General features: G+C 62.3%; 23 protein-coding genes and 1 riboswitch. Of the genes, 7 read left to right on the top strand and 16 right to left on the bottom strand.

Annotated features, from left to right (window positions below):
• Nucleotides 1–49 precede the first annotated feature (49 nt).
• The 5 genes from P0M12_RS02070 to P0M12_RS02050 form a co-directional block, all read right to left on the bottom strand.
• On the bottom strand, nt 50–607 hold the full coding sequence (locus P0M12_RS02070; RefSeq protein ID WP_020908363.1) for a LysM peptidoglycan-binding domain-containing protein: 558 nt from the start codon (nt 605–607) through the stop codon (nt 50–52).
• 288 nt (nt 608–895) lie between these two features.
• On the bottom strand, nt 896–1,690 hold the full coding sequence (locus P0M12_RS02065; protein ID WP_042923210.1) for an ABC transporter ATP-binding protein: 795 nt from the start codon (nt 1,688–1,690) through the stop codon (nt 896–898).
• Between the two features lie 8 nt (nt 1,691–1,698).
• Nucleotides 1,699–2,502: an ABC transporter permease gene (locus P0M12_RS02060; protein WP_277377396.1), complete on the bottom strand. Its 804-nt coding sequence runs from the start codon at nt 2,500–2,502 to the stop codon at nt 1,699–1,701.
• On the bottom strand, nt 2,480–3,508 hold the full coding sequence (locus P0M12_RS02055; RefSeq protein ID WP_215516003.1) for an ABC transporter substrate-binding protein: 1,029 nt from the start codon (nt 3,506–3,508) through the stop codon (nt 2,480–2,482). Before P0M12_RS02055 ends, P0M12_RS02060 begins: the two co-directional genes overlap by 23 nt.
• Entirely contained in the window at nt 3,508–4,251 is a 744-nt protein-coding gene (locus tag P0M12_RS02050; RefSeq protein ID WP_007726090.1) for a TenA family protein, read from the bottom strand. The genes P0M12_RS02055 and P0M12_RS02050 overlap by 1 nt, the downstream gene beginning before the upstream one ends.
• Nucleotides 4,239–4,334, bottom strand: a riboswitch (TPP riboswitch). (Overlaps the previous gene by 13 nt.)
• A gap of 104 nt (nt 4,335–4,438) precedes the next feature.
• Here P0M12_RS02050 and P0M12_RS02045 point away from each other — a divergent pair.
• Complete coding sequence (locus tag P0M12_RS02045) at nt 4,439–6,007, top strand: carboxylesterase/lipase family protein (protein WP_030536828.1); 1,569 nt, start codon at nt 4,439–4,441, stop codon at nt 6,005–6,007.
• Here the strand turns inward: P0M12_RS02045 and P0M12_RS02040 are convergent.
• Together P0M12_RS02040 and P0M12_RS02035 are read right to left on the bottom strand one after the other, a co-directional pair.
• Nucleotides 6,000–7,226, bottom strand: a complete 1,227-nt coding sequence (locus P0M12_RS02040) for an MFS transporter (RefSeq protein WP_039972654.1) — start codon at nt 7,224–7,226, stop codon at nt 6,000–6,002. The genes P0M12_RS02045 and P0M12_RS02040 overlap by 8 nt on opposite strands.
• Nucleotides 7,227–7,387: 161 nt before the next feature.
• Complete coding sequence (locus P0M12_RS02035) at nt 7,388–7,657, bottom strand: GNAT family N-acetyltransferase (RefSeq protein WP_030536830.1); 270 nt, start codon at nt 7,655–7,657, stop codon at nt 7,388–7,390.
• 574 nt (nt 7,658–8,231) lie between these two features.
• Here P0M12_RS02035 and P0M12_RS02030 point away from each other — a divergent pair.
• Complete coding sequence (locus P0M12_RS02030) at nt 8,232–8,558, top strand: hypothetical protein (RefSeq protein WP_003941297.1); 327 nt, start codon at nt 8,232–8,234, stop codon at nt 8,556–8,558.
• A 57-nt stretch (nt 8,559–8,615) separates the two neighbouring features.
• Here P0M12_RS02030 and P0M12_RS02025 read toward each other — a convergent pair whose 3' ends face one another.
• Together P0M12_RS02025 and P0M12_RS02020 are read right to left on the bottom strand one after the other, a co-directional pair.
• Nucleotides 8,616–9,239 (bottom strand): Type 1 glutamine amidotransferase-like domain-containing protein, encoded by a 624-nt coding sequence (locus tag P0M12_RS02025; protein ID WP_030536831.1) that lies wholly within the window; start codon nt 9,237–9,239, stop codon nt 8,616–8,618.
• Between the two features lie 34 nt (nt 9,240–9,273).
• The gene (locus tag P0M12_RS02020) at nt 9,274–10,092 is read right to left on the bottom strand and encodes a maleylpyruvate isomerase family mycothiol-dependent enzyme (RefSeq protein WP_003941328.1); all 819 of its coding nucleotides are present in this window, start codon (nt 10,090–10,092) and stop codon (nt 9,274–9,276) included.
• A gap of 191 nt (nt 10,093–10,283) precedes the next feature.
• On the opposite strand from P0M12_RS02020, the gene P0M12_RS02015 reads away from it, so the two are divergent.
• From P0M12_RS02015 to P0M12_RS02000, 4 genes are all read left to right on the top strand, one after another.
• On the top strand, nt 10,284–11,822 hold the full coding sequence (locus P0M12_RS02015) for an AMP-binding protein (RefSeq protein WP_030536832.1): 1,539 nt from the start codon (nt 10,284–10,286) through the stop codon (nt 11,820–11,822).
• A gap of 527 nt (nt 11,823–12,349) precedes the next feature.
• Nucleotides 12,350–13,459, top strand: coding sequence for a Re/Si-specific NAD(P)(+) transhydrogenase subunit alpha (locus P0M12_RS02010; RefSeq protein WP_030536833.1), 1,110 nt, complete (start codon nt 12,350–12,352; stop codon nt 13,457–13,459).
• Entirely contained in the window at nt 13,459–13,782 is a 324-nt protein-coding gene (locus P0M12_RS02005; protein ID WP_003941319.1) for an NAD(P) transhydrogenase subunit alpha, read from the top strand. Before P0M12_RS02010 ends, P0M12_RS02005 begins: the two co-directional genes overlap by 1 nt.
• Nucleotides 13,782–15,212, top strand: a complete 1,431-nt coding sequence (locus P0M12_RS02000) for an NAD(P)(+) transhydrogenase (Re/Si-specific) subunit beta (RefSeq protein ID WP_003941368.1) — start codon at nt 13,782–13,784, stop codon at nt 15,210–15,212. Before P0M12_RS02005 ends, P0M12_RS02000 begins: the two co-directional genes overlap by 1 nt.
• A gap of 393 nt (nt 15,213–15,605) precedes the next feature.
• On the opposite strand, the gene P0M12_RS01995 is transcribed toward P0M12_RS02000, so the two are convergent.
• The 5 genes from P0M12_RS01995 to pdhA are packed head-to-tail and all read right to left on the bottom strand — an operon-like array spanning nt 15,606 to nt 20,772.
• On the bottom strand, nt 15,606–16,247 hold the full coding sequence (locus P0M12_RS01995) for a hypothetical protein (protein ID WP_003941332.1): 642 nt from the start codon (nt 16,245–16,247) through the stop codon (nt 15,606–15,608).
• 41 nt (nt 16,248–16,288) lie between these two features.
• Nucleotides 16,289–17,494, bottom strand: a complete 1,206-nt coding sequence (locus tag P0M12_RS01990; protein WP_064689480.1) for an MFS transporter — start codon at nt 17,492–17,494, stop codon at nt 16,289–16,291.
• A gap of 10 nt (nt 17,495–17,504) precedes the next feature.
• Nucleotides 17,505–18,713, bottom strand: coding sequence for a dihydrolipoamide acetyltransferase family protein (locus P0M12_RS01985; protein ID WP_030536835.1), 1,209 nt, complete (start codon nt 18,711–18,713; stop codon nt 17,505–17,507).
• Complete coding sequence (locus P0M12_RS01980) at nt 18,710–19,687, bottom strand: alpha-ketoacid dehydrogenase subunit beta (RefSeq protein WP_030536836.1); 978 nt, start codon at nt 19,685–19,687, stop codon at nt 18,710–18,712. The genes P0M12_RS01985 and P0M12_RS01980 overlap by 4 nt, the downstream gene beginning before the upstream one ends.
• The gene (pdhA, locus tag P0M12_RS01975) at nt 19,684–20,772 is read right to left on the bottom strand and encodes a pyruvate dehydrogenase (acetyl-transferring) E1 component subunit alpha (RefSeq protein WP_030536837.1); all 1,089 of its coding nucleotides are present in this window, start codon (nt 20,770–20,772) and stop codon (nt 19,684–19,686) included. Before pdhA ends, P0M12_RS01980 begins: the two co-directional genes overlap by 4 nt.
• Nucleotides 20,773–20,993: 221 nt before the next feature.
• On the opposite strand from pdhA, the gene P0M12_RS01970 reads away from it, so the two are divergent.
• Nucleotides 20,994–22,022: a phosphotransferase family protein gene (locus tag P0M12_RS01970; RefSeq protein WP_277377395.1), complete on the top strand. Its 1,029-nt coding sequence runs from the start codon at nt 20,994–20,996 to the stop codon at nt 22,020–22,022.
• On the opposite strand, the gene P0M12_RS01965 is transcribed toward P0M12_RS01970, so the two are convergent.
• Together P0M12_RS01965 and P0M12_RS01960 are read right to left on the bottom strand one after the other, a co-directional pair.
• On the bottom strand, nt 22,019–22,468 hold the full coding sequence (locus P0M12_RS01965; RefSeq protein ID WP_030536838.1) for a thioesterase family protein: 450 nt from the start codon (nt 22,466–22,468) through the stop codon (nt 22,019–22,021). The genes P0M12_RS01970 and P0M12_RS01965 overlap by 4 nt on opposite strands.
• A complete protein-coding gene (locus tag P0M12_RS01960) occupies nt 22,465–23,703 on the bottom strand; it encodes a benzoate/H(+) symporter BenE family transporter (protein WP_030536839.1) in 1,239 nt (412 codons plus the stop codon). Before P0M12_RS01960 ends, P0M12_RS01965 begins: the two co-directional genes overlap by 4 nt.
• Between the last annotated feature and the right edge of the window lie 19 nt (nt 23,704–23,722).

The following is a 23,722-nucleotide window of genomic DNA, read 5'->3' as shown; positions in this document are numbered from 1 at the left end:
CCGGGCGTCGACGCGGACGTCGGCACCCAGGGCCAGGTCAAGCAGTGAATCAGGCGGGGATCGTCAGTACCTGACCGGCGTTGATGAGATCCGGGTTCGGGATGCCGTTTGCATCCGCGATGCGCTGGTACTGGTTGCCGTCACCGTAGAAACGCTCCGCGATTGCCCACAGGGTGTCGCCGCTTTCGACGGTGTAGCTCTGCGCTGCCGGAGCGGCGGGGGCAGGCTCGGGCTCCGGTGCCGGAGCGGGCTCCGGGGCAGCCTCGGCGGCCGGAGCCTCGATTGCAGTGTCCGAAGACCACAGAGCATTTCCACCGGCGGACAGAACGACGTTGCGATCGTCCTGAACCGAGAGGGAGGCACCGTCGTTGCCTGCGGTCTGCGATGCCCACACGGCGTCGGAGTCCTTGTAGATGACGAAGTTTCCGTCAGCCTGCACCTCGGCGCGGTTGGCGCCGGATCCGTTGGTGCCTGCGGCCCAAACAGCCTGTCCGCCCTCGGACAGAACCAGGTTGCCGTCGTCCTGCAAGGTGAGGGTGTATGCGCCGTTGTCGGACTTGAGTTCCTGGCCGACTCCGAGGCTCTGACCTGACTGCAGTGTGCTCACGCTGTCCCTTTCCAAATCTGTTGCGATGACTGTGCCTCCACGATTCCGCTTTACCGTCCAGTTACCTTCTGGCCGTTGGTCTCGTAGGCGACCGAGTGTACGTTACCGAAGAGTACAGAGAATTGTGCAGCGTTGACGGATTGCGTGTCGAGCGTTCGGATCTTGCTGATATTAAGGCGTTTTGGGCGAACGCGCCGCGACATCCTACGCGAAGTTGCACCGTTGCGATGCACTTTCTCTTGAACGGCAGGTGAAATCGGCGCGCTCTCAGCGCATTGTCAGTAACCGCTAGGGCTGTAGCGACTTGCGAGTCTCGTCGTGGAGTACGGCAAGCAGCTCACGCTCGACGTCGGCGAACTCGGGCGAGGTGATCATGTCCAGTTCGCGTGGCCTCGGCAAGGGAACGTCGACGACGCACCTGACCGTTGCCGGCCTCGCCGACAGAACGACCACGCGATCGGACAGATAGATCGCTTCACGAATATCGTGGGTGATCATCAGCACGGTCCACCGGTACTTCTGCCACACGTCTTGTAGCCAGGCCTGCATCTCGGTGCGGGTCAACGAGTCCAGTGCGCCGAACGGCTCGTCGAGCAGCAGGACAGGTTTGCCCTGAACAACGGTGCGCAGCATCGCCGCTCGCTGGCGCATCCCGCCGGACAGTTGTGACGGCCGGGCGTCCTCGAATCCGGACAGTCCGAACGCCGGGAACAACTCGCGAGCGCGCTCGCGTGCTTCCTTCTTGCCGACTCCCTGCACTTCCAAACCGAGGGCCGTGTTGTCCAATACCGAACGCCAAGGGAACAGAAGATCTTTCTGCGGCATGTACGCGGTATGCACCTCGGTGGCTGGTTCGGATTCCGTTGCGCGCGTGCCCACACGGACCGAACCCGCGGTCGGGGATTCGAGCCCGGCCAGGACGTTGAAGATCGTGCTCTTGCCGCAGCCGCTCGGCCCGATCACCGACACGAATTCGCCCGCGTCGGCACCAAAGGACACCGAATCGAGCACGAGACGCGATTCTCCGGCCGTGTCGAACCTCTTGGTCAGGTCCTGGATTCCGACCATTGCATCCTCGACCATCGGGTCAGTCATGTCCGCGACCTTTCGTTCATCGCCCATGGTGCAACGATGCGCTCGATGGCGAACGTCAGCAAGTACAGCGTGACGCTGATCAACGCGGTCACCAGTACGGCCGCCAACACCAGGTCGGTGCGGAAGGAGTTCTTCTGGGTGCTCATGTAGATACCCAAACCGGAAGTAGCGCCGACGTATTCGGAGAACACCGCACCCACGACCGCATACGTGATGCCGATGCGCAGGGCAGTGAAGAATCGCGGAATTGCCGAAGGAAGGCGAACGTATCGGAACTCCTGCCAGCGAGTGCTGCCCATACTGCGCAGGAGAGCGCCCGCTTCCCGGTCGGCTGCGGCAAATCCCTCGATGAGTCCGATGGTCATGGGGAAGAACGTCGCAAGGGCGATCACCAACACCTTCGGCAACAACCCGAAGCCGAGCCAGATGATCATCAGCGGCGCGATGGCGATGATCGGCAGCGTCTGCGAGACGACGAAAAGTGGTACCAGCGCGCGTGACAACCACGGCGAAAAGTCCACGATCACGGCAAGAATCCAGGCCAACACCAATGAAACAGTGAAGCCGACCAACGTGACCTGCAATGTCGACCAGGCGTGGCCGGAGATGATCTCGCGGTTGTCCCACCCCTGGGACAGAACGCGCCCCGGAGACGGAAGTACTTGCGGCCGAATCCCACTGATCTCGACGTAGATCTGCCACGCCGCCACGAGGAGCACCACCACGGCGAGCGCGGGAAGCGCCCGCCGCATGGTCGAGACCAACCGTCCGCTCACGTCAGGACGCGTCGAGATACTCATTGGTGAAGTACTCCGACCAGTCCGGCTTCTGGGTCAACGGCTTCCCGTCCGGTCCGGCAAGCAATCCGTTCTCGAAGAGGAATCCCGAGTAGCCCGACCAGGTTTCGAGATTCTGGGCGCCCACGACGCCGTTGGCGTCTTTCATGTAGTCGGCGGCGAGCATCCGCTGACTCTCACGCACGAGGTCTTCGTCGGTGAAAGCTCCGGGGTTCGCGTCGATGAGATCCTGCGCGGCCCGGTCCGGGTTGTCGGCAGCAGTCTGATATCCGCGTTGAACGGCTTTGACGAACTTGCGTGCCTCGTCGGGATGGTCTTTCAACCACTGCTGGTTGCCGTTGATCACGATCGAATATGCATCGGGGAAGCCGTAATCGGTGTACTGGAAGTACCGCATCGGAGTTCCGTTTCGCTCCGCTTCGAGGCCTTCCCACGCAAAGTAGGAGACGGTGAAGTCTGCCTGGCCCGAGTACACGGCTTCGTACGCGGAAGTTCCGAGCGTGACCGTCGTGAAGTTCCCGGTCCCGCCGTCGTTGCGGATGATCTGCTGCAGCGTTTCGACTTCGCCGGGATCGCCGAACCCGGCGTACGTCTTCCCGTCGAGATCACGTGGGCGCGTGATGTCCGCACGATCCGCCTTCACGCCGATGCCGGTGGCGCGGTGCTGAAGTGGCGCGATGACGGACGTCGTGGCGGCGCCGGCTGCACGGGCGAACGTGGCCTGACTCTGTGTGCTGATGCCGAACTCGGCATTGCCGGCATCGACCAGGGTGTCGGGCGAGGTGTTGTTGTACGGCAGGATCGAGACGTCCAGGCCGGCGTCCTCGAAGTAGCCCTCTTGGAGTGCTACGTACAAACCGGTGTGGTTCGTGTTCGGTGTCCAGTCGAGTGCGAACCGAATGGTCCCGTCGGAAGAGCCGGTGTCAGAGGCGCATCCGGTCAGAACTGTGAACGCGGCTGCGATCGCGGCAGACGTGGCAAGCGTGCGGCGCAGCGCCGCAAACGACATCACGACGCCGGCCAAGGCTGCTGGTGGAGTGCGGAATCCCAGAACATCAGCTCATAGCGGCTGGCGATGCGGAATGCTTCACTCATCGCCTCACGCTCTGTCTCGGTGGCAGCTTCGGCCGCAGCATCGACCAGTACGCGGGCCTGCGCCACCGACTCGTGGAATTCGGGTGCGTCGTAGGTCGTGACCCACTGTGCGTACGGATGCGACGGATCGGCGTCGAGTACCTCGCGCGCTGAAGCGGCAAGATCGCGGCCGACCTCGGCGTAGATCCAGAAGCAGGGGAGTACTGCCGCTGCGGAGACCGGGTAAGGCGCAGTTGCTGCAGTCGCCGTCAGATACGAGACGTATCCCAGGCAGGCCTGCGAATGCTCGAGCCTTCCCGATCCCGCTGGAAGAATTCCACCGGTGAGAAGTCCGTCGTGAAGCGCAGATTCCACTGTCGCTGCCGTGGACGCGGAATTCGACCAGAAGCCCGCGGACTGCGGATCCGGGGCATGGGCCGCGACCAGGGACAACGCTTTCGAATACCCCTCGAGATAAAGCTTGTCTTGCTCGATGTACGTGCGGAACGCGTCGAGAGGCAATGTTCCGTCGCCGAGGCGGCGGAGGAACTCCAGTGAGTCGATCGACTCGCGGAGGGCCTTCGTCTCGGCCCAGAGTCGATCTGTGAACCGATCCGTCGACGGCGCTGTGGCCACCGAGTTTTCGGCAGAATTGTATGCAGGCTGCGTAGTAGCCATGACATCCCTTCGTCAGCATTACCTGATCAGGTTCCCGGGTGTGTTCTCAGCCCCGCCCATGCGGAGCACCCCGTGTCAGAACTAGGCGACCTTAACACCGAGGGGTTGCGTACTCGGCGCACACCCGTCCGAGATTGGTAGGTTTGGTCTTGATTGCCACACGCGCGGGTCGGGAGGGGATTCAGACATGGAGACCGACGTTCGACCAAATCTCGGCGAGGACGGAACTCTGGTGATCCGGGCGCGAGGCGGAGAAGCCCGCGGGTATCCGGATGGCGGTGTATTCGCGTGGAAGGGCATGCCCTACGCAGCGGCGCCGGTGGGTGAGCGGAGGTTCCGAGCGCCACAACCCGCACAGCCGTGGGACGGGGTGCGCGACTGTCGTGAGTTCGGGCCGATCGCGCCGCAAGGCCAGAGTCCGGCGGTTCCGATCGATCGGGCCTTCAAAATCGACGAGGACTGCCTGTCGATCAACGTCTGGGCCCCGCGACCCGACGCCACGCCGCGACCGGTGATGGTGTGGATTCACGGCGGCGCCTACTGCCTCGGATCCGCCGCCCAAACGATCTACGATGGCCGTCATCTGGCTGAAACCGGTGACGTCGTTCTCGTCTCCTTCAACTATCGCGTCGGCGCACTCGGGTTCCTGGACTTGTCTGCATTTTCCACCGCGGATACCGTTTTCGAGTCGAACTGTGGTCTGCGAGACCAGATTGCTGCACTCGAATGGGTTCGAGACAACATCGACGCCTTCGGTGGTGACCCGAGTGCGGTGACCGTGTTCGGGGAGTCCTCCGGCGCAGGATCCATCACGACGCTCATGACCTGTCCGAGCGCCGAAGGTCTGTTCCATCGTGCGATTGCCCAGAGTCCGCCCGCGACCTCCGTCTACGGGGCCGAGCGCGCCAAGACCGTTGCAGAGCGGTTTCTCGAACTGCTCTCGATCGACCCCGAAGACGCAGGCGATCTGTTGACCACAGATCTGGAACTGCTCGTCAAGGCAAGCGATGATTTGGTCAACGAAATTCCGACCCGGATTCCGGGAACTTTGGCGATGGCACCCGTTGTCGATCGCGATCTGGTGCCGCACTACCCGGTTGCGGCTTTCCAGAAGGGTTACGCGCACCGAATCCCACTGATCATCGGTTCCAACAAGGACGAGGCGTCGATCTTCAAGTTCATGAAGTCTCCGCTGATGCCGGTGAGTGCGCAGTCCGTCGAGGCAATGCTCCAATTACTGGCCGACGATCACCCCGACATCTCGGCGACCAAACTTGCCGAGATCATGTCGGCTTACCCTGACCATGCGAAACCGAGTGGTGCGCTGGCGCTTTCACGGGACGCGGCGTTTCGCATGCCGACCCTGTGGATCGCCGACGCGCACTGCAGGCATTCCCCTACGTGGGTCTACCGCTTCGATCACGCGACGCCGATGCTCAAGGCGGCGCGGATCGGCGCGGGCCACGCGACCGAATTACCTTATGTATTCGGCAATTTCGGAACCCTGAACGTCGACCCCACGTTCTGGCTCGGCGGACGGAAGGCTGCGATGGAGGTGGCCGGCCGTATCCAACGGCGATGGTTGGCCTTCGCCAGGCATGCCGTGCCGGCGGCCCTCGACGGCTCGAAGCACTGGGCGCCGTACGAGGAAGAGAAGCGGTCGACGCTGTTGATCGACTCCGCCGACACCCTCGTCAGCGACCCCGATCACGGACTGCGCGTCGCCTGGGGCAACGACGTGATGGGGTTCAACTGACGTCGGTCGAGTGCCGCGGACGATCGAGTTCGCGAAGCACCGGTAGGGAGGCACATACTGCGGCGATCAGGATGATCGGAATCGACAGGGCCACAAAGGTCGACGCGATTCCGAGTTGATCGAGCAGCGGGCCGACCGCGAGGTAGCCGAGCGGGCCGGCGGCGTAGGCCGTCGACGTCATGACACCGACGACGCGTCCGCGCATGTGCTCCGGGCTGTGCGTCTGCATGGCGTAGTTGGCGATCGGGCCGACTGGTCCGTAGACGAGGCCCTGCAGTCCGGCAAGTACGAGGATCACCCACAGCGGAGGTAGGAGCGCCATGGCCAGCATCGCTATGCCGAGAACGGCGACGGCAAAAATCATGATCAGCCGCCGGGACATGATCGGCGCCAGTGGGGCGTAGGCGAGAGAGCCGATGATGCCGCCGATCGCCAAGGCCATCAACACCGATCCGAGTTGGGCCGGTTGATCCAACTCTGTGAAGTACACCGGGAACACGACACTCTCCACCGGCATGTAGAGCGCGACGACCGCCATGTCGATCAGCGCCAGGGTGCGCAGCAGTTTGTTGTTCCAGACGAACCGAAGACCGTCGAGTGTGCCGTGCCAGATCGATTTCGGACGGTGTTCGTGTTCGGGCACTCCGGCGCCGGGAAGCCGGATGAAGGCGACCACGACTATCGAGAACACAAAACCTGCCGCCGTGACCCAGAGCGTGTTCACCGCTCCGATCGTTGCGATGAGGACACCGCCGATGCCAGGGCCGATCAGATACGCGACGTTGAAGTTGGCCTCGTACACACTGTTGGTTCGATCGAGCTTCCACTTGGCGGTCCGAGTCGCTGCAGGCAGCATGGACTCCCTCGCCGCCATTCCGGCGGGGTCGAACACGGCGCCGAGTGCGGCCAACGCCGCGATCACCGGGATCGTCAAGCCCGCGGTGGCCGCGATGATCGGAATCGCTGCAACGGACATCGCAGAGAGAGCGTCGGAAATCATCGACGTTCGACGGCGTCCGAACTTGTCGACGAATGTCCCCGAAAACAGGCTCGACACGAGTAGCGGAATGGCTGCTGCGCCGGCAACTATCGCCGCGTCGGTAGCCTTACCGGTTCGTTCGAGAACCAGCCAGGGGAGCACGACGATGGCGATACCGTTGCCGATCGCCGAGAACAGCGTCGCGAGATTGACCAGTACGAGAGGGAGATAGCTGGGGATAGCTACGTCCGTGGACGCAGGTGGACGCCGATCTGCTGAGGCGACCACGTTCTTTCCTTCCCCGAGATGGTGCCGCCCAGGATTTCGACGACGGCACCATCGACGCTAGCAGCGGGGTCTGCAGGTTCGCGACTGGTTTTTCGCCGGCCGTTCTCGTTCGGTTATGCCTGGTAGACGGGGTTCTCCGCAACAAACTTCTCGACGTACGAGCACGTCGGAAGGATCTTGAATCCCTCGTTCCGGGTCTGATCGAGCGCTTCACGCACCACGATGGCGGCAAGCCCGCGCCCACGAAACTGCGGATAGGTCACCGTGTGGTGGAAATCACGGACGCCGGAATGGTCCGAGTACTCGGCGAAACCGGCGAGTTCGCCGTCGACTCGGATCTCGAAACGCGTTTCCGCGGGATTGTGCGCCACTGTCTCGGTCATCTTCGGGCTCCGTTTCGAAAGGGCGGCCGGTTGCGCCGCGCCGCGTCTACGTTCTCTGGAGCACGCTACCTGGCAGGCCGTCCGCAATATCGGTTGCCGACGTGGGATCCGTTACTTAGCGCAACTACAACTGGACGACCGTTCAAGGGACCTTCGTCGCCATGGAGAACGAACAAAACTGGTCTGTACGTGCCGATTTGCCCGTACTTTTGTGCCCACAACGGGTGATACATATGCATCACGATCGTAAACATCCCAATATGTGGGACCGGTCACAAAGTTTTTTGTCGTCTGTTCGGATGGATTAAGTGGAGGGCCTGAAACGGGCAAATTGCAGGTCAGCGGCGCGCTGGTTGCGTGTCGATGATGGGTGCGAGCGGCCGGAAACCCCAGGGGTATTGCGTTGGTCATCAGATCGTTTCTCGGACGTGATCCCAAAGACCCGCTCGGGGGGTTAGCGTTTGAATCGTCGGGGATAGAAGAAGCGTTACAACTTCGCCAAAAAAACTTTGGCGTCGCTGCTCAACGGTTCGATTTCGAGTCTTCGTCGGACAACTTCGAGGAAGGAACGCACATGATTTTCGGGCAGCGTGAGTCGAACAGTTACTTTGCCGCAATTTTTTCGTACGACTTCCTTGACGAAGGTCTGGGATACGAGACCATCGCACGGATTCACCGAGGCGAGATCTGCGAATGGATTCGTGATCTCGAGGCTTCCGGGTTGTTCTCGGCTGCGGAAGTCCATGCCGCTGAACTGGCATGGCGCGAAAATCCACGCCTGCTCCTCGACGCCCTTCTCGAGGACGCTGACGAGGTCTCTGTCAAGCGCTGGGAGATCGCGTGGACGAGGCTCGAGCGTCAGTCGCCGGCAGCCGGAACCGCGGTGGCAGAGCACGGCTGATCCGGTCGGGCCGAGTCGACTGCTCAGTCTGCGTCAAGATCAACCGTCTGCGTTACATCAACGGTCGACGAGTATCACCTCGTGATCTGTAAGCACGGCGAATTGCGCGCCCGCCGTGGTCAGGGCCGCAACCGTCCGCGCAGTCACCTGTGGATCTTCGAGTAGCGAATCGCCGCCGTGCGGCACTATCGCGAAGTCGATCAGCGCGAGCCCGGACCAGATCGGGTCGATACCGCACGTTGGCATGACTTCAGCGGGGTCGTCCGACGCGTCCAGCCCGATCAGAGTCGGAGTCGCCAGGCACGCTCCGGCGCTGTATCCCGCATAGGCCACGACGCCTGAACGAACCAGCATCTCGATGACCCTGTCAGCGCCACTTCGAGCTAGCTGAGCTCGCAGGACGAACGTGTTTCCGCCGCGAACCCACAGGCAGTCGAATTCGCGGAGCCGGAGTTCCAGTGCTTCCGATGCACCCAGGAAGTCTCGGACATCCACTTCCTCTGCGGTGAAGCCCGCTGCCCGTAGCGGAGTCAATTCGCTGGTGACTGCTGAACTGCGGGCATTGGCGGGCCACGAATCTGCAGCCGCGGCGATGACCGCGATGCGAGCGCCGCGGCCTACGAGATCGACAAAAGCCTCGCGGTGGTCGCCGAATCGGTAGGACGAGAGAAACAGTTTCACTTCTCAGTACCTTCGCGACCTACCCACCCAGCCCTCAAATCGTGAACGCCAGATTGTCGACGACGCGTGTGCCCACCGTGGTGTCACCGCGAAGCGAGATGTCGGTTCGGTGATCCGACGCGTGGACGCGGCCACCGGCAATTCGGGTGAAGAGCGGTGAGCTCATCGAGATGGTCGTGGTCGCCGGACCGTCCAACTCCGGGACGAGTGTTGCTCGCGCGTCGACCGAGACGTGAAGTGAACGGGCAAGTGGCCCTTCGAGTTCGAAAGTGATCCGTGCTCCCTCTGGCGCCTTTCCTCGTTTTCCGACGACGAATCCGAGCGCGCTGGTGATTTCGCCGAATGCAGTCTCCGCGCGCAATCCGCCTTCCTCACCCGGAATGCCAACTGCATCTCTGATGTCGAGTTCGTGCATCCAACAGTCGAAGGTCCGAATACGCATGAACCGGCCATAGGGCGCAAGACCGACCGGTGTTTGTGTCTCGGCGTCCCAGTCCGCGCTGGTCATCGAGCGCAGCGCTTCGGTTCGTTCGGCGGTGATCTCGCGATATCGGGTCAGCAGGTCCGAGTGCGGTGTCCGCCGCAGGCCTTCGACCCAGCGCTCGTTGAACGCCGCAATCTCGTTGTGGACGTGGGGCAATGCGTGCACGTCCAGATTGATCGACGGCGGATTGATGCCCGAGAGCAGTGATTCCGTACCGATCAGATGGGACACGATGTCGTGAACCGTCCACCCCGGAAGGTTCGACGGTGCCAACCACTGATCGCCGTCGAGTTCGGCCAGCAGTGCGTCGATGACTCTCCATTCCTCGGTCAATGCGTCGACTACTGAGTCCTGGGGCCAACCACTCATGTGGACATCTCCTGTTTCGGACGGTGCGGTTCTCCTCACTGTATGTCCCGGCGGATAAGTGAGCGGGCATTCCCATGCTTCGAGTCGGTGTCGCCAAACCTCCGAGGGTGGCAGAGTTCCTGTGGTAGACCAGGATTGTCGACGCCGAATCAGGCTCACGCGGCGTTGTCGTCACCGACAGAGGAGTCTTCGTGTTTCCAGGAAATTTTGTCCAGTCCACACCGGACAAGCCCGCCGTCATTCGCCCTGCGACGGGTGAGTCCATCACCTATCGGGAACTCGACGAACGGTCGACGCAGTTGGCGCGATACTTCCGAAGTGTCGGTGCCAAGCCTGGGGACCACGTCGCTCTCATCTCGAACAACGATCTCCGGGCGTTCGAGGTGTACTGGGCAGCGTTGAGATCCGGCCTCTACATCACCGCGGTGAACTGGCATCTCACGGCTGCGGAGGCTGCCTACATCGTCGACGACTGCGAGGCGACAATTCTGGTGGCGGCGGGGCAGGCGTCCGCAGCAGTTCCGTTGGACGAGAAGCTGATTCCACGCGTGCGGCACCGATTGGTGTACGGCGGCGCCCTCGAGGGCTTCGACGACTACGAAGACGCGGTCGATGCGCAGTCCACTGCTCCACTCGACTCGCAGCCGCGTGGGGCTGACATGCTGTATTCGTCGGGAACGACCGGCAGGCCGAAGGGGATCAAAGGAGATCTCCCGGAGGGTGAGGTGAACACCACCATGGATCCGTACACCGCGGTGTTCGCACCGATGTACGGGTTCGATTCCGACACAGTCTATTTGTGCCCGGCTCCGGTCTATCACGCGGCGCCCCTGCGTTTTTGCGGCGTGATCAATTCGGTCGGCGGAACCGTGATCTTGATGGATGCATTCGAAGCCGAAACCGCGCTGGAGTTGATCGGTAAATACGCTGTGACGCACAGTCAGTGGGTACCGACGATGTTCGTTCGAATGTTGAAACTTCCGAAGGAGACCCGTGATCGTTACGACGTCTCGACGGTGAAGGTCGCCATTCACGCTGCTGCTCCCTGCCCGCCCGAAGTGAAGACGGCAATGATCGACTGGTGGGGGCCGGTGATCTACGAGTACTACGCCTCGACCGAGGGTTCGGGCGCTACCTTCATCAACAGTGAGCAGGCCTTGTCGCATCCGGGTTCCGTCGGGCGTGACGGAGTGATGGGGATCGTGCACATCTGTGACGACGCCGGGCGCGATCTTCCGGTCGGCGAGATCGGTACCGTGTTCTGGGAGCGGGAGACTTTGCCGTTCCGGTACCACAATGATCCCGAGAAAACGGCTGCCGCGCAGCATCCGGATCATCCGACGTGGACGACGAGTGGAGATATCGGCTATATCGACTCCGAGCGTTTCCTTTATCTGACCGACCGCGCCGCGTTCACGATTATCTCCGGTGGTGTGAATATCTACCCACAGGAGTCCGAGAACATCCTTACTTTGCACCCGAAGGTGTTCGACGTGGCGGTCATCGGTGTTCCCGACGAAGAAATGGGTGAGCAGGTCAAGGCGGTTGTCCAACTAGCGGAGGGAATCGAGCCTGGTGCCCATGTCGCCGAGGAATTGCTGGAATACGTTCGCAGTCAGGTCGCACATTTCAAAGCTCCGAGAAGCATTGACTTTGCCGACGAATTGCCTAGGACCGCTACAGGAAAGCTCGTCAAGCACAAGTTGCGGTCTCAATATGTGAGCAATTGATGCTCTAGTGAAATACTAGGACATCAGAGTAATTCTGCGAGATAGTCGGCAAGGACCTGCGCGTGACCGTACGGCAGGTCCTTGCTTGCTGTCAGTAGAACAACGGGTCGAGCATCCGAGGACGGTGCGAGGCGTACTGCAGGTTTTCGCGTTTGAGGCCGCGTGGCCGGAGTCGGTCTACGCGGAGTCGGACGGCGTTACATTCGGAAGCCGGTTCGTAAACTCGCTCGACGGTGATTATTCGGCGCGTCATTCTGATGCCTTTACGTCTTTCGGCCGTTTCAAATAGTGGAATAGTCCGCCATTCCGGTGTGATCGGCCTCACAGTAGGCTTCTTCAGGTATGTCCAAACATACTGTTCGGACTCGATTCAGATGGAGAAAGTGCGTCGTCGGTTTCCCTACGCCGCGTTAACTCTGGCTACTATCAGTCACCATTCACCCAAAAGCGGGTCATCTTCCGCTCATCACATGCTGGTTGCCGCTCGTCGCAGCAGGCGAACCACCAACCGCAGAAGGTAATGGAAAATGGAAACATCGAAGAGCGCACAAGTGCGTCCGTCGGTCGGCGTCCCTCGAGAATCGAGTGATGGTGAGCGTCGGGTCGCATTGGTGCCGAAAATTGTGTCCGCTTTGATCGGCAAGGGTGTCGACGTGGTCGTCGAGTCCGGGGCCGGTCTCGCGGCGTTGATTCCCGACGAGTTGTACACCGCTGCCGGCGCGAAGATCGGCGATCCGTGGACTGCTGACGTGGTGGTCAAGGTTGCGCCTCCGTCGACAGAAGAGATCGCCCGGATCAGTACCGGCGCGAAGCTCATCGGTTTCCTGAATCCGCGTAATGCGGACAACCGCATCGCCGAGTTGAAGGCCGCCGGCATCGAGGGATACGCCGTGGAGGCGATTCCTCGTATCTCCCGCGCGCAGGTGATGGACGCGTTGTCCTCGCAGGCGAACGTGTCCGGGTACAAGGCTGTTCTGTTGGCAGCATCGGAGTCGACGCGGTTCTTCCCGATGCTCACCACCGCTGCGGGCACGGTGAAGCCTGCGACGGTTCTGGTCCTCGGAGTGGGTGTGGCAGGTCTGCAGGCGCTGGCGACAGCCAAGCGTCTCGGTGGCCGCGCTACCGGGTACGACGTGCGTCCTGAGGTCGCCGACCAGGTGCGTTCGGTGGGTGCACAGTGGCTCGACCTCGGAATCGATGCGGCGGGCGAGGGTGGATACGCCCGCGAGTTGACCGACGACGAGCGAGCGAAGCAGCAGCAGGCACTCGAAGATGCGATCAAGGGCTTCGACGTTGTGATCACCACAGCTCTGGTTCCGGGTCGTCCCGCGCCGCGCCTGGTGACCGCTGCCGCGGTCGAAGGCATGAAGCCGGGCAGTGTCGTGGTCGACCTCGCGGGTGAAACCGGTGGTAACTGCGAGCTGACCGAGCCGGGTCAAACCGTCGTCAAGCACGGCGTGACCATTTGCTCTCCGCTGAATTTGCCGGCGTCCATGCCGGAGCATGCGTCCGAGTTGTACTCGAAGAACATTTCCGCGCTGATCGAACTCATGTTGGTGGAAGGTGCCTTGGCGCCTGATTTCTCCGACGAGGTTCTGGCCGGTGCGTGCGTCACCCGTGAAGAGAAGGGCGCCTGATGTACACATCACTTCTGGCGAACATCGCGATCCTGGTGTTGTCCGGGTTCGTCGGTTTCGCTGTGATCTCCAAAGTTCCGAACACCCTGCACACCCCGTTGATGTCCGGTACGAACGCCATCCACGGCATCGTCGTCCTGGGTGCGTTGGTTGTCCTGGGCAAGGTGCACGATCCCTCGATCGGGTTGCAGATCATCTTGTTCGTCGCGCTCGTCTTCGGAACCGTGAACGTTGTCGGTGGTTTTGTGGTCACGGACCGCATGTTGGCGATGTTCAAGGCCAAGCCGGCCGCCAAGTCTGTGTCGAAGGATGGTGACCAGTAATGGAATACCTGGTCAATGCGCTCTACATTGTCGCGTTCTCGATGTTCATCTACGGCCTCATGGGTCTTACCGGCCCGAAGACCGCAGTCCGCGGCAACCAGATCGCCGCGGTCGGCATGCTCATCGCCGTCGTTGCAACTCTGATCTCCATTCGTGATGCGGAGATGGGGAACTGGATCCTCATCGCTGCCGGCCTTGTCATCGGTGTCGTGCTCGGCGTTCCGCCGGCGCTCCGGACGAAGATGACGGCCATGCCGCAGTTGGTGGCACTGTTCAACGGTGTCGGCGGCGGCACGGTCGCGTTGATCGCGTACGCGGAGTTCCTGGACTCGGACGGTTTCACCGCATTCCAGCACGGCGAATCGCCGACGGTACACATCGTCATCGCTTCGCTCTTTGCTGCGGTGATCGGATCGATCTCCTTCTGGGGCAGCGTGATCGCGTTCCTGAAGCTGCAGGAAACTCTGCCTGGTCGTCCGATCGGAATCGGCAAGCTCCAGCAGCCGCTCAATGCTCTGCTGCTCATTGCCGCCGTCGCGTTCTCGGTGATCATCGGTATCAAGGCGATCTCACCGGAAGGCCCGACCAGCTCACTGTGGATCGTCGGCGTGCTCGTGCTCTCGGGCATCCTCGGACTGATGGTCGTGCTGCCCATCGGCGGCGCGGACATGCCCGTCGTCATCTCGCTGCTCAACGCTCTGACCGGTTTGTCAGCTGCTGCTGCAGGTTTGGCGCTCAACAACCAGGCGATGATCGTCGCCGGCATGATCGTCGGTGCTTCGGGCACCATCTTGACCAACCTCATGGCCAAGGCCATGAACCGGTCCATCCCGGCCATCGTTGCCGGCGGCTTCGGTGGTGGTGGCGGTGAAGCCGCATCCTCCGACGGCGTCGTGCGCACGGCAAAGGCGACCTCGGCCGCCGACGCGGCCATCCAGATGGCCTACGCCAACCAGGTCATCGTCGTACCCGGATACGGACTTGCCGTCGCGCAGGCTCAGCATGCCGTCAAGGACATGGCGAAATTGCTCGAGTCGAAGGGCGTCGAGGTCAAGTACGCCATTCACCCGGTCGCCGGCCGTATGCCTGGTCACATGAACGTTCTTCTCGCAGAGGCGGATGTCTCGTACGACGCGATGAAGGAAATGGACGACATCAACGACGAGTTCTCTCGTACCGATGTCACCTTGGTGATCGGTGCGAACGACGTCACCAACCCGGCGGCGCGCAACGATCCGAGCTCACCGATTCACGGAATGCCGATCCTCAACGTCGACCAGTCGAAGTCCGTCATCGTGCTCAAGCGCTCGATGAACTCCGGTTTCGCCGGTATCGAGAACCCGCTCTTCTTCGCCGAGGGCACCTCGATGCTCTTCGGTGACGCCAAGAAGTCGGTCTCCGAAGTAACCGAGGAACTCAAGGCGCTGTAGCGCGCGAGTTCGGAAGGGGCGTCCACTCGCAGCTGCGAGTGGACGCCTTTTTCGTGGCCGTGTGTTGCAAAGATGTCGTGTGTTGCAACGACTTCTTGTGCTGAAACGACTTCTTGTGCTGAAACGACAAAGGCGCCTGGCCCGAGACGAAACTCGGAACAGGCGCCTCTGGCGACGTTTTACGGAACCTCGGGGGTTTCGGGGTCGGAAGAGAAGCCGGAAAGTAGTTCGATCAACTTCTGGATCAGTTCGAGCGGGTTCAGATCTTCGAGGCTCACGGTAAAGACTCCTTCGCTGTGGAACTACTTGATTCGGACATTTCAGAACATACGTCATGCCCAACCGTGGCGGGAGGGCTATCGGCGAAAATCTCTGAATCCCAAAGATTTAGGACTAAAGTCGGATGCTCCGGTGCCTGGAGAACGCGATGGCTGCCGTATCCGGGCGTAGCTCTTCACGTTTCGCGGCGATGGGCGATCGTGCCATCAAAATGGCTGCGGCACAGGCCCATACCAGGGTGATCAGAATGCCGGCTATCACTCCGAAAAGGCCGCTCAGCTCGGCGGCGAGCGCGCTGGCACCGATCGCAGCAACTCCGACGAATCCGAGCCCGGCGACCACCGGACGCCACTGCGGGGCGGAGATCAATATCGCCGAGCAGTACAGCGCGGTCGCCGCTGCGACGTGACCGCTGGGCAATAGGTCCTGGGGCACATCGGGGAGCCAGGAACCGAATGCCGCGTTGGTGAGATTGGCGCCCATTCCGAGGAGCAGGATCGCGCCGATGCCGTATGGCAGTCCGCGGACCATCGAGACGACGGCCAGAGCGGTAGTGGCTGCGAGTACAGCGGTGACGTCGAATCGGCCTACCGTCCACTCGGCAAGTGCGCGCACCTGTTCCGGGACGCTCAAACCGGGCGAGGTGGGTCGCACGAAATACAAGACGCCCAGCGCTACGACGGCGATCGCGGCAAGGACGAGGAAGCGAGTGGTTGTGGAGGGAGCGGGGTGCTGGGTGGAGGTCGAGACGGTCACGAGTACCAGCATCCCTGTTGAGTCTGTGCCGATCGTGAGGATCAGCTGTGAGGTCTGTAGGCGGTCGGAGAATCGCGCCGAACGACACCCGCACAACCCGCTGCGACCAGGACGCATGCAAACGGGATCAACATTGCTGTGGTGAGAGGCACAAGCTTGGTGACCCAGCCGATGGTTGCCGGACCGGCGAGGAATCCGATGTATCCCATGCCGACGACGCGAGACATGTTGGTGCCGGCCGAACCTGAGCCCAGATTTCCGGCCGTGGTGAAGATCTGCGGAATGCATCCCGACAGGCCGGCGCCGAACAGGGCCCAACCGAGCAACGTCAGTGGTAGCCAGCCGGATACCACGACGGTCAGCATTCCGACGGACGACAGCAACGCACCGTAGCGAACCACTGCCACCGGGCCTACCGCCGCGCTGATCCGATCCGCGGTGAACCGACCGACGGTCATCATGGCGGAGAATGCGCCGAACGACAGTGCGGCAACGGCATTCGAAACACCGAGATCCTCCTTGACCTGCAGCGCGCTCCAGTCGTTAGCCACTCCCTCGGCCAGCATCAGAACAAAGGCGAGGGTTCCGAGAGCGAGCACCCGAGCCGAGAATCTGCCGTGTGTCTTTCCGGTTGTCGACGCAGTTTCGGCAGGAACGTCGACGCGAGGGAGCAGGGGGCGCGAGCACAACCAGACTGCCAGCAAGCCGATTGCCGACGCGATGCTGAGCGTGACGTACGGCGGAAGATCCAGTGCGAGAGTGCCGAATCCGATGACGGACCCCAATACGCCACCGACCGAGAACATGCCGTGAAACGCCGCCATGATCGGGCGCCGGTACAGCTGTTCGGCCTCGACGGCCTGCGAGTTCATCGACACGTCCAATGCACCATTCGCAAAGCCGAACACGACAAGTGCAGCGCCCAGTTGCCAGGTGTTCGTGGCAAACCCCGGGCCGAGAGTGGCGAATGCCAGCCCGCTACCCGCCAGGACGACCATGCGTCTGCTGCCGTATCGATCTGCGAGCGGGCCGCTCAACTGCATGCCGGCGATGGCTCCGACTGCAAGAAGGAGAAGAAGTGAGCCGAGCGTCGAGTGACTGATCCCCACTCGGTGTTCGATGGACGGAATGTGGACTACCCACATCGCGAGGAGAAATCCGTTGATACCGAAAATGCCGAAGATGCCGGCGCGGGCGCGCACCAGGGCGGAGGTGGGGACTGCGCGGTCGGTGGGGTTGACGCTCACTCGTTCCTTTCTACAGGTGAGTCAGCAACAGGTCCGGGTTCGCGAGCATCTCTGCGACAAATGAGAGGAATCTCGCGGCATGCTCACCGGTCAGCACGCGGTGGTCGAACGTCAACGTCAGTGTCACGACGCTCCGCACTTCGATCTTGCGCTCGATCACCCACGGACGCTCGCTCACCGAGCCCAGACAGAGAATGACGGCTTCTCCCGGATTGAGAAGCGGAATGCCGCCGTCGACGCCGAAGACTCCGACATTGGTGATCGTGACGGTGCCACCCGTCAGGTGACGGACGTCCGTCTTTCCCTCACGGGCAGCAACGGTCAGTTCGGTCACCGCGCGTGCGAGTTGGACCAGGCTCAGTGTCTCGGCGCTCTTGATGTTGGGCACGGACAGTCCACGTTCGGAGGCGACGGCGATGCCGAGATTCACGTCATCGTCGACGGCGGCGTCGCCGCGGGCCTCGTCCCAATGCGCGTTCACCATCGGGTGCGAGGCGATGGCGGCCACCATTGCCTTGGCAGCGAGTGTCAGCGGAGTGAGAGACAGTCCGGTGAACGCCTCCGAGGAACGGAGCCTGCCGAGCAGTTCCATCGAAGGCGTGACATCGGCGGTGAGGAAGACGCTGGCCTGCGGAGCGCGGGTGCTGGCAACCATCGCCGACGCCATCTGTTTTCGTATGCCGGACGAGGCCAGGCGTGTCGCGTTATCCGAAGGCGACTGCACGGTAAGCGCGTCTGCGACGTCAGCCGCGGTGACGGCACCGTCGAATCCGCTGCCGGTGATTTCGCTCAAATCGATGCCGGCTTCGCGGGCCGCGCGCCGCGCCGCGGGGGTTGCGGGCCGACGCTCGGTACTCGCCGCGGATTGCGAGTACGGCGTGATCCTGCTCCGTCGGCGGCTCGGTCTCTCGGTCGCGGGTCCGTATCCGACCAGCACGCTCGGAGACTGAGAATTACTTGGAGACGGTGAATTTGAAGACTCCTCGATACGGATGATCGGAGTACCCACCGGAACGGTAGTGCCAGGTTCGACGAGGAGTTCTCTGACAACACCGACGTAGGGCGACGGCAGTTCGACAAGAGCTTTGGCTGTCTCTACCTGGGCGAGAACTTGATTGAGTGCCACAGTGTCGCCGACGCCGACCGCCCACTCGACCAGATCGGCGGAAGTCAGGCCCTCGCCGAGATCCGGTAACCGGAATTCGTGCGCCGTGCTCATGCTGCCAGCGTTCGGTCGAGCGCCGCGAGGATCCGGTCGGCGTCCGGAAGGTGAAAACGCTCGAGCTTGGCGGGCGGGTAGGGGATGTCGAATCCGGTGACCCGCAGGATCGGTGACTCCAACTGATAGAAGCAGTGTTCCGCGACGTGTGCTGCGATTTCGGCGCCGACGCCGAGAAACTTCGGAGCCTCGTGGACAACGACCAGCCGGCCTGTCTTGTTCACCGACGCCTCGATCGTGTCGAAGTCGACGGGGGAGAGTGAACGCAGATCCACCACTTCCAGATCATGGCCCTCTTCTTCGGCGATCCGCGCGGCGTCGAGTGCGGTGGTGACCATGGATCCGTACGCAACCACTGTCGCGTCGTTCCCCGAGCGGGCGACGCGAGCACGGTGGAGCGGAAGCTCGGGCGCGGCATCGGTATTCACGTCGGCGGTATCCCAGTAGCGCCGTTTGGGTTCGAGGAATATCACCGGGTCGTCGGCCGCAATGGATTGGCGGATCATGTGAAAACCGTCGATCGGATTGCTCGGGTACACCACCCGCAGTCCCGCGGTGTGAGCGAAGTACGCTTCCGGCGACTCCGAATGATGTTCCACCGCACCGATTCCGCCGCCACTGGGAATCCGAATCGTCAGTGGCGCAGAGGCAGCGCCTCGGGTGCGGTACTGGATCTTGGCCACCTGCGAGACGATCTGATCGAAAGCCGGGTAGACAAACCCGTCGAATTGAATTTCGCAGACAGGCCGATATCCGCGCAAGGCAAGACCGAAAGCTGTTCCCACGATCCCTGATTCGGCGAGGGGCATGTCGATCACCCGGGTGTCGCCGAAGTCCTTCTGCAGGGCGTCGGTAACCCGGAATACACCGCCGAGACGGCCGACGTCCTCGCCCATGATGACAACGCGACGATCGTCTTCGAGTGCGCGTCGAAGGCCGGTGTTGAGCGCGGTCACCAGATTCATGACGGTCATGACGAAGCCCCTTCCAGGCTACGGAGATACGCGCGATGCTCTTCGCGTTCAGCGTCGATCAGTGGGTGTGCCTCGGCGTAGACGTGATCGAAGAGCGCTGACGGGGGCGGATCGGCGAGCGCGATGGTTGCGCGTCGCAGTCCAGCGGCGACGTCGTCGGCGGCTGCCGCGATGGTGCTGAGTTCGTTTTCTCCGAGAAGATCGCGACGGCCGAGGAGCAGACGCATTCGCTCGAGCGGATCGCGGCTTTTCCACTCCGACATATCCGTATCGGTGCGGTACCTGCTCGGATCGTCGGAGGTCGTGTGCGGGCCCATCCGGCAGGTGATCGCCTCGATGAACGTCGGGCCGCTGCCTTCGCGTGCGCGATTGAGCGCCGAGCGCGTCACGGCGAGCACGGCAAGGACGTCGTTACCGTCGACGCGGATCGCCGGAATACCGTAACCGATCGCCCGATGCGAGATGGGTGTACGGGACTGCAGGGATACCGGTTCACTGATGGCCCACTGGTTGTTCTGGCAGAAGAAGACAACGCCGACACGGAAACTGGCGGCAAATCCCATCGCCTCGGCGATGTCACCCTGACTTGTTGCGCCGTCACCGAAGTAGGCGATCGTTGCGATCTCGGCGCCGTCCAGGTGGGCGCCGAGCGCATATCCGGTGGCGTGCAGACCTTGGGAGCCGACGACGATCGCCGGGTTGGTGACGCTGAATTGTTCTGGATCCCAACCGGAATGGGAGATTCCGCGCCACATGGTGGTCAGCAATTCGGGGGGAACTCCGCGGCAGTACGCGACGGCATGTTCGCGATAGCTGGTGAAGGCGAAGTCGCCCGGGGCGAGCGCTCTCGCGGAACCGACCTGCGCGGCTTCCTGACCGAGCATCGGAGCCCACAACCCGATTTCGCCTTGACGCTGCAGGGCAACAGCTTCGGTGTCGATGCGGCGACTCACGACGAGATCGCGATACAACGACAGCAGTTCGTCAGGCCCGATGTCCGTTATCAGGCGGTCGAATTCGGGACGGCACACCCGTGCGCCGTTCGGTTGGATGAGTTGGACCGGATAATCGAGGTTGTCGACCATCTTCGCTCACCTCGGTTTCTGCTCATGCCCGGCGCGCCTCGTGAGTACGCCGCACAATCCCGATGTGTTGTATGCAGTTGTCGCTCTACCATCAGGATCCCCCTGATTGGGAAATTCGCAAGTATTTTCACTGCCGTATCAAGACCTGAGCTGCGAACTGACGAGTAACAAACGTGTCGGTACGGCCAACCGATCGGACTTCAACCGCTAGCATCGGTGCGGTGACTGCAGTCGGTTTGAACGAAGAAGCTGTTTCCGCGTGGATCGCCGAACTGGGGGTCGGCGCCACGACACCACTGACTTTCGAGAGGATCGGTAACGGGCAATCGAACCTGACCTACTCCGTGACGGATGCGGGCGGAGGACGGTGGGTACTGCGCAGACCTCCACTGGGAACATTGTTGGCTTCCGCGCACGACGTCGTTCGCGAGCACCGCATCCTGTCCTCGCTCCAGGGAACCAAAGTGCCGGTTCCGAAGATCCTCGGCATCACGGAAGATCCGGAGATCACGGACGCTCCGCTGGTCCTCATGAGCTACATCGACGGCGTTGTGATCGACGGCGTTCCGGTGGCTCAGAAGTTGACCGAGGACGAGCGTCGCGCGGTCGGCTCGGCGATGCCCAAAACCCTCGCCAGCATCCACGGAGTTGACCTGGAAGAGACCGGGCTGGACGACCTGGCCAGCCGCAAGCCCTTTGCCGAGCGTCAGCTCAAGCGGTGGTCGGCGCAGTGGGAGAAGTCGAAGACCCGCGATGTTCCGGATGTCGACCGATTGGCCGAGATTCTGCACCGAAACATTCCGGAACAGAACGAAGTGACGTTGGTTCACGGCGACTTCCACCTCAACAACGTCATCACCGATCCGGCCGAGGGGCGCATCGTTGCCGTCGTCGACTGGGAGCTGTGCACGTTGGGGGAGCCGCTCGCGGATCTCGGTGCGCTGCTCGCGTACTGGCCGGAAGCCGGTGACAAGGTTGCCGGTCCGTTCATGGCGTCCACGCTGGAAGGCTTCCCGAACCGTGACGAGCTGGTCGCTGCCTACGTCGAGGCGACTGGCCGCGACGTGTCAGCGGTCGGATACTGGCACGTACTCGCTCTGTGGAAGCTCTCGATCATCGCAGAGGGCGTGCTGCGACGCATTCTCGACGATCCGCGCAACAAGGCCGAGCACGGCGGCCCGACGGTCGCGCTGATCGACGGAATCGTTGCACGGGCCGTCTTGACGGCAGATCAGCTCGGTCTGAGCTAGTTTTCGGTCAAGGTCCCGGCTGCCGATCTGATGGCCGCCGGGATCTCCACCGGCTTACGGGTGTCGGCGTCGACGTAGACGTGCACGAAGCGCCCGGTCGCGGCAGGTTCCCAATGGCCGCTTTCGACCTCGTGGAATATCGCCAGCGCGTAGACGATGCTCTTGGTGCCCAGCTTCTCGACGGAGATACCCACCTGCAACTGCTCGGGGAACGACAGTTCGCTCAGGTACCGGCACGACGTCTCGGCGACGACGCCGATGGCAGGCAGGGTGCGGATGTCGGTTCCAGTGGAAGACATCAGCCAGGCGTTGACCGCGGTGTCGAAGTACGAGTAGTAGGTCACGTTGTTGACGTGGCCGTAGTGATCGTTGTCGTCCCACCGCGTCGGGACGGGCCAGAGAACGGGAAACCCGCTGATCGACGGGGGCGTCTGCGCTGTGCTCACGGCTTCGACTGTAGTGAGGACTTTCGCGCGAGTGAGGGCAGGGTGGTGCCCTGTAGGACGGCGCGCACGATCAGCCCCACCAACAGTGCCCAGAATGCCGAACCGATTCCCAGGATACTGACCCCGGATGCGGCGATCAGAAACGTGACCACGGCGCCTTCACGTTCACTCGCCACGCTCAGCGCCGACGTGAGGGCGCCGGCAAGCGTTGCCAGGAGCGCCAGTCCGGCAACAGTTTCCACGACTCCGGCCGGTGCGGCGGCTACCAGAGCGGCCACCGCGGCCGCGCCGGCAGCGAGAACGAGATACGCCCAGCCTGCGGTGAAGGCAGCGATCCATCGACGTTTGGGATCCGGATGTGCGGTGGGGGCGGCGGCCAGGGCTGCGCTGATCGCCGCGAGGTTGATCGCATGGCCACCGGCCGGTGCGCCGACGATGGTGCCGATACCCGTCACGATCATCGACGGTCGCCAGGGAACGGTGTATCCGAACGAATTCATCACGGCCACACCGGGAATGTTCTGCGAAGCCATCGTGACGATGTAGAGGGGAATCGCAATGCCGATCATTGCCTGCCAGGTCCACGACGGCGCGGTGAGATCGATGCGGGGAATCATGGCGCCGGCGTCGAGCACTCGATCCGACGTGACGAGGCTGATCCCGATCACGACCGCGGCGGTGAGGAACGCGAGCGGAACCGCCCATCGCTTGGAGAAGCGCTGCGCGGCAAGCCAAACCAGGATGACGGGCGCGACCGCTGCGGGGGCGTCCCGGACGGCGATGATCGGCGCCAGGCACAACGGCATCAGAACCCCGGCGAGCATCGCCTGCGCGAGGGGCGTCGGGATTGCCGAGATGATCCTTCCGAGCGTCGGCCACAGTCCGGTCAGAACAATCGCGATTCCGACGACGATGAATGCTCCGACCGCCGCCGGCCACCCACCCTCGACGGCTCCGGCGCCGGCGAGCAGAGCGGCACCGGGAGTCGACCAGGCCAGGGTGATCGGCATCCGATACCGGTGTGAGAGCCAGAGCATTCCCAACGCTTGGGTCACACACAGAACCAGCAGTCCGGACGCCGCCTCGGTCGCGTCCGCGCCGACAGCGGCGAGGCCGGTGAGGACCACCGCGAACGAACTGGTGAAGCCGACGAGGGCCGTGACGATGCCTGCGCTCATCGGTTGCGAGTTGCTGCGAACGGCTTCCGGTTCGGTGGTATCTGTGGAGTCCGACATGGTCAGTGATTCTGCCCGA

The sequence above is a fragment of the Rhodococcus sp. RCBS9 genome (assembly GCF_029457415.1).
Taxonomy (GTDB): domain Bacteria; phylum Actinomycetota; class Actinomycetes; order Mycobacteriales; family Mycobacteriaceae; genus Rhodococcus_F; species Rhodococcus_F qingshengii.
Note: the sequence above shows the minus strand (reverse complement) of the source record. Positions and strands in the feature narration are given on the sequence as shown.

Coding starts and splice junctions, on each gene's coding strand:
- P0M12_RS02005 (WP_003941319.1), top strand. CDS start 13,459: ATGTACACATCACTTCTGGCGAACATCGCGATCCTGGTGTTGTCCGGG.
- P0M12_RS02000 (WP_003941368.1), top strand. CDS start 13,782: ATGGAATACCTGGTCAATGCGCTCTACATTGTCGCGTTCTCGATGTTC.
- P0M12_RS02045 (WP_030536828.1), top strand. CDS start 4,439: ATGGAGACCGACGTTCGACCAAATCTCGGCGAGGACGGAACTCTGGTG.
- P0M12_RS01980 (WP_030536836.1), bottom strand. CDS start 19,687: ATGACCGTCATGAATCTGGTGACCGCGCTCAACACCGGCCTTCGACGC.
- P0M12_RS01960 (WP_030536839.1), bottom strand. CDS start 23,703: ATGTCGGACTCCACAGATACCACCGAACCGGAAGCCGTTCGCAGCAAC.
- P0M12_RS02035 (WP_030536830.1), bottom strand. CDS start 7,657: ATGACCGAGACAGTGGCGCACAATCCCGCGGAAACGCGTTTCGAGATC.
- P0M12_RS02030 (WP_003941297.1), top strand. CDS start 8,232: ATGATTTTCGGGCAGCGTGAGTCGAACAGTTACTTTGCCGCAATTTTT.
- P0M12_RS02020 (WP_003941328.1), bottom strand. CDS start 10,092: ATGAGTGGTTGGCCCCAGGACTCAGTAGTCGACGCATTGACCGAGGAA.
- P0M12_RS02055 (WP_215516003.1), bottom strand. CDS start 3,508: ATGTCGTTTGCGGCGCTGCGCCGCACGCTTGCCACGTCTGCCGCGATC.
- P0M12_RS02010 (WP_030536833.1), top strand. CDS start 12,350: ATGGAAACATCGAAGAGCGCACAAGTGCGTCCGTCGGTCGGCGTCCCT.
- pdhA (WP_030536837.1), bottom strand. CDS start 20,772: ATGGTCGACAACCTCGATTATCCGGTCCAACTCATCCAACCGAACGGC.
- P0M12_RS02050 (WP_007726090.1), bottom strand. CDS start 4,251: ATGGCTACTACGCAGCCTGCATACAATTCTGCCGAAAACTCGGTGGCC.
- P0M12_RS02060 (WP_277377396.1), bottom strand. CDS start 2,502: ATGAGTATCTCGACGCGTCCTGACGTGAGCGGACGGTTGGTCTCGACC.
- P0M12_RS01985 (WP_030536835.1), bottom strand. CDS start 18,713: ATGAGCACGGCGCACGAATTCCGGTTACCGGATCTCGGCGAGGGCCTG.
- P0M12_RS02065 (WP_042923210.1), bottom strand. CDS start 1,690: ATGGTCGAGGATGCAATGGTCGGAATCCAGGACCTGACCAAGAGGTTC.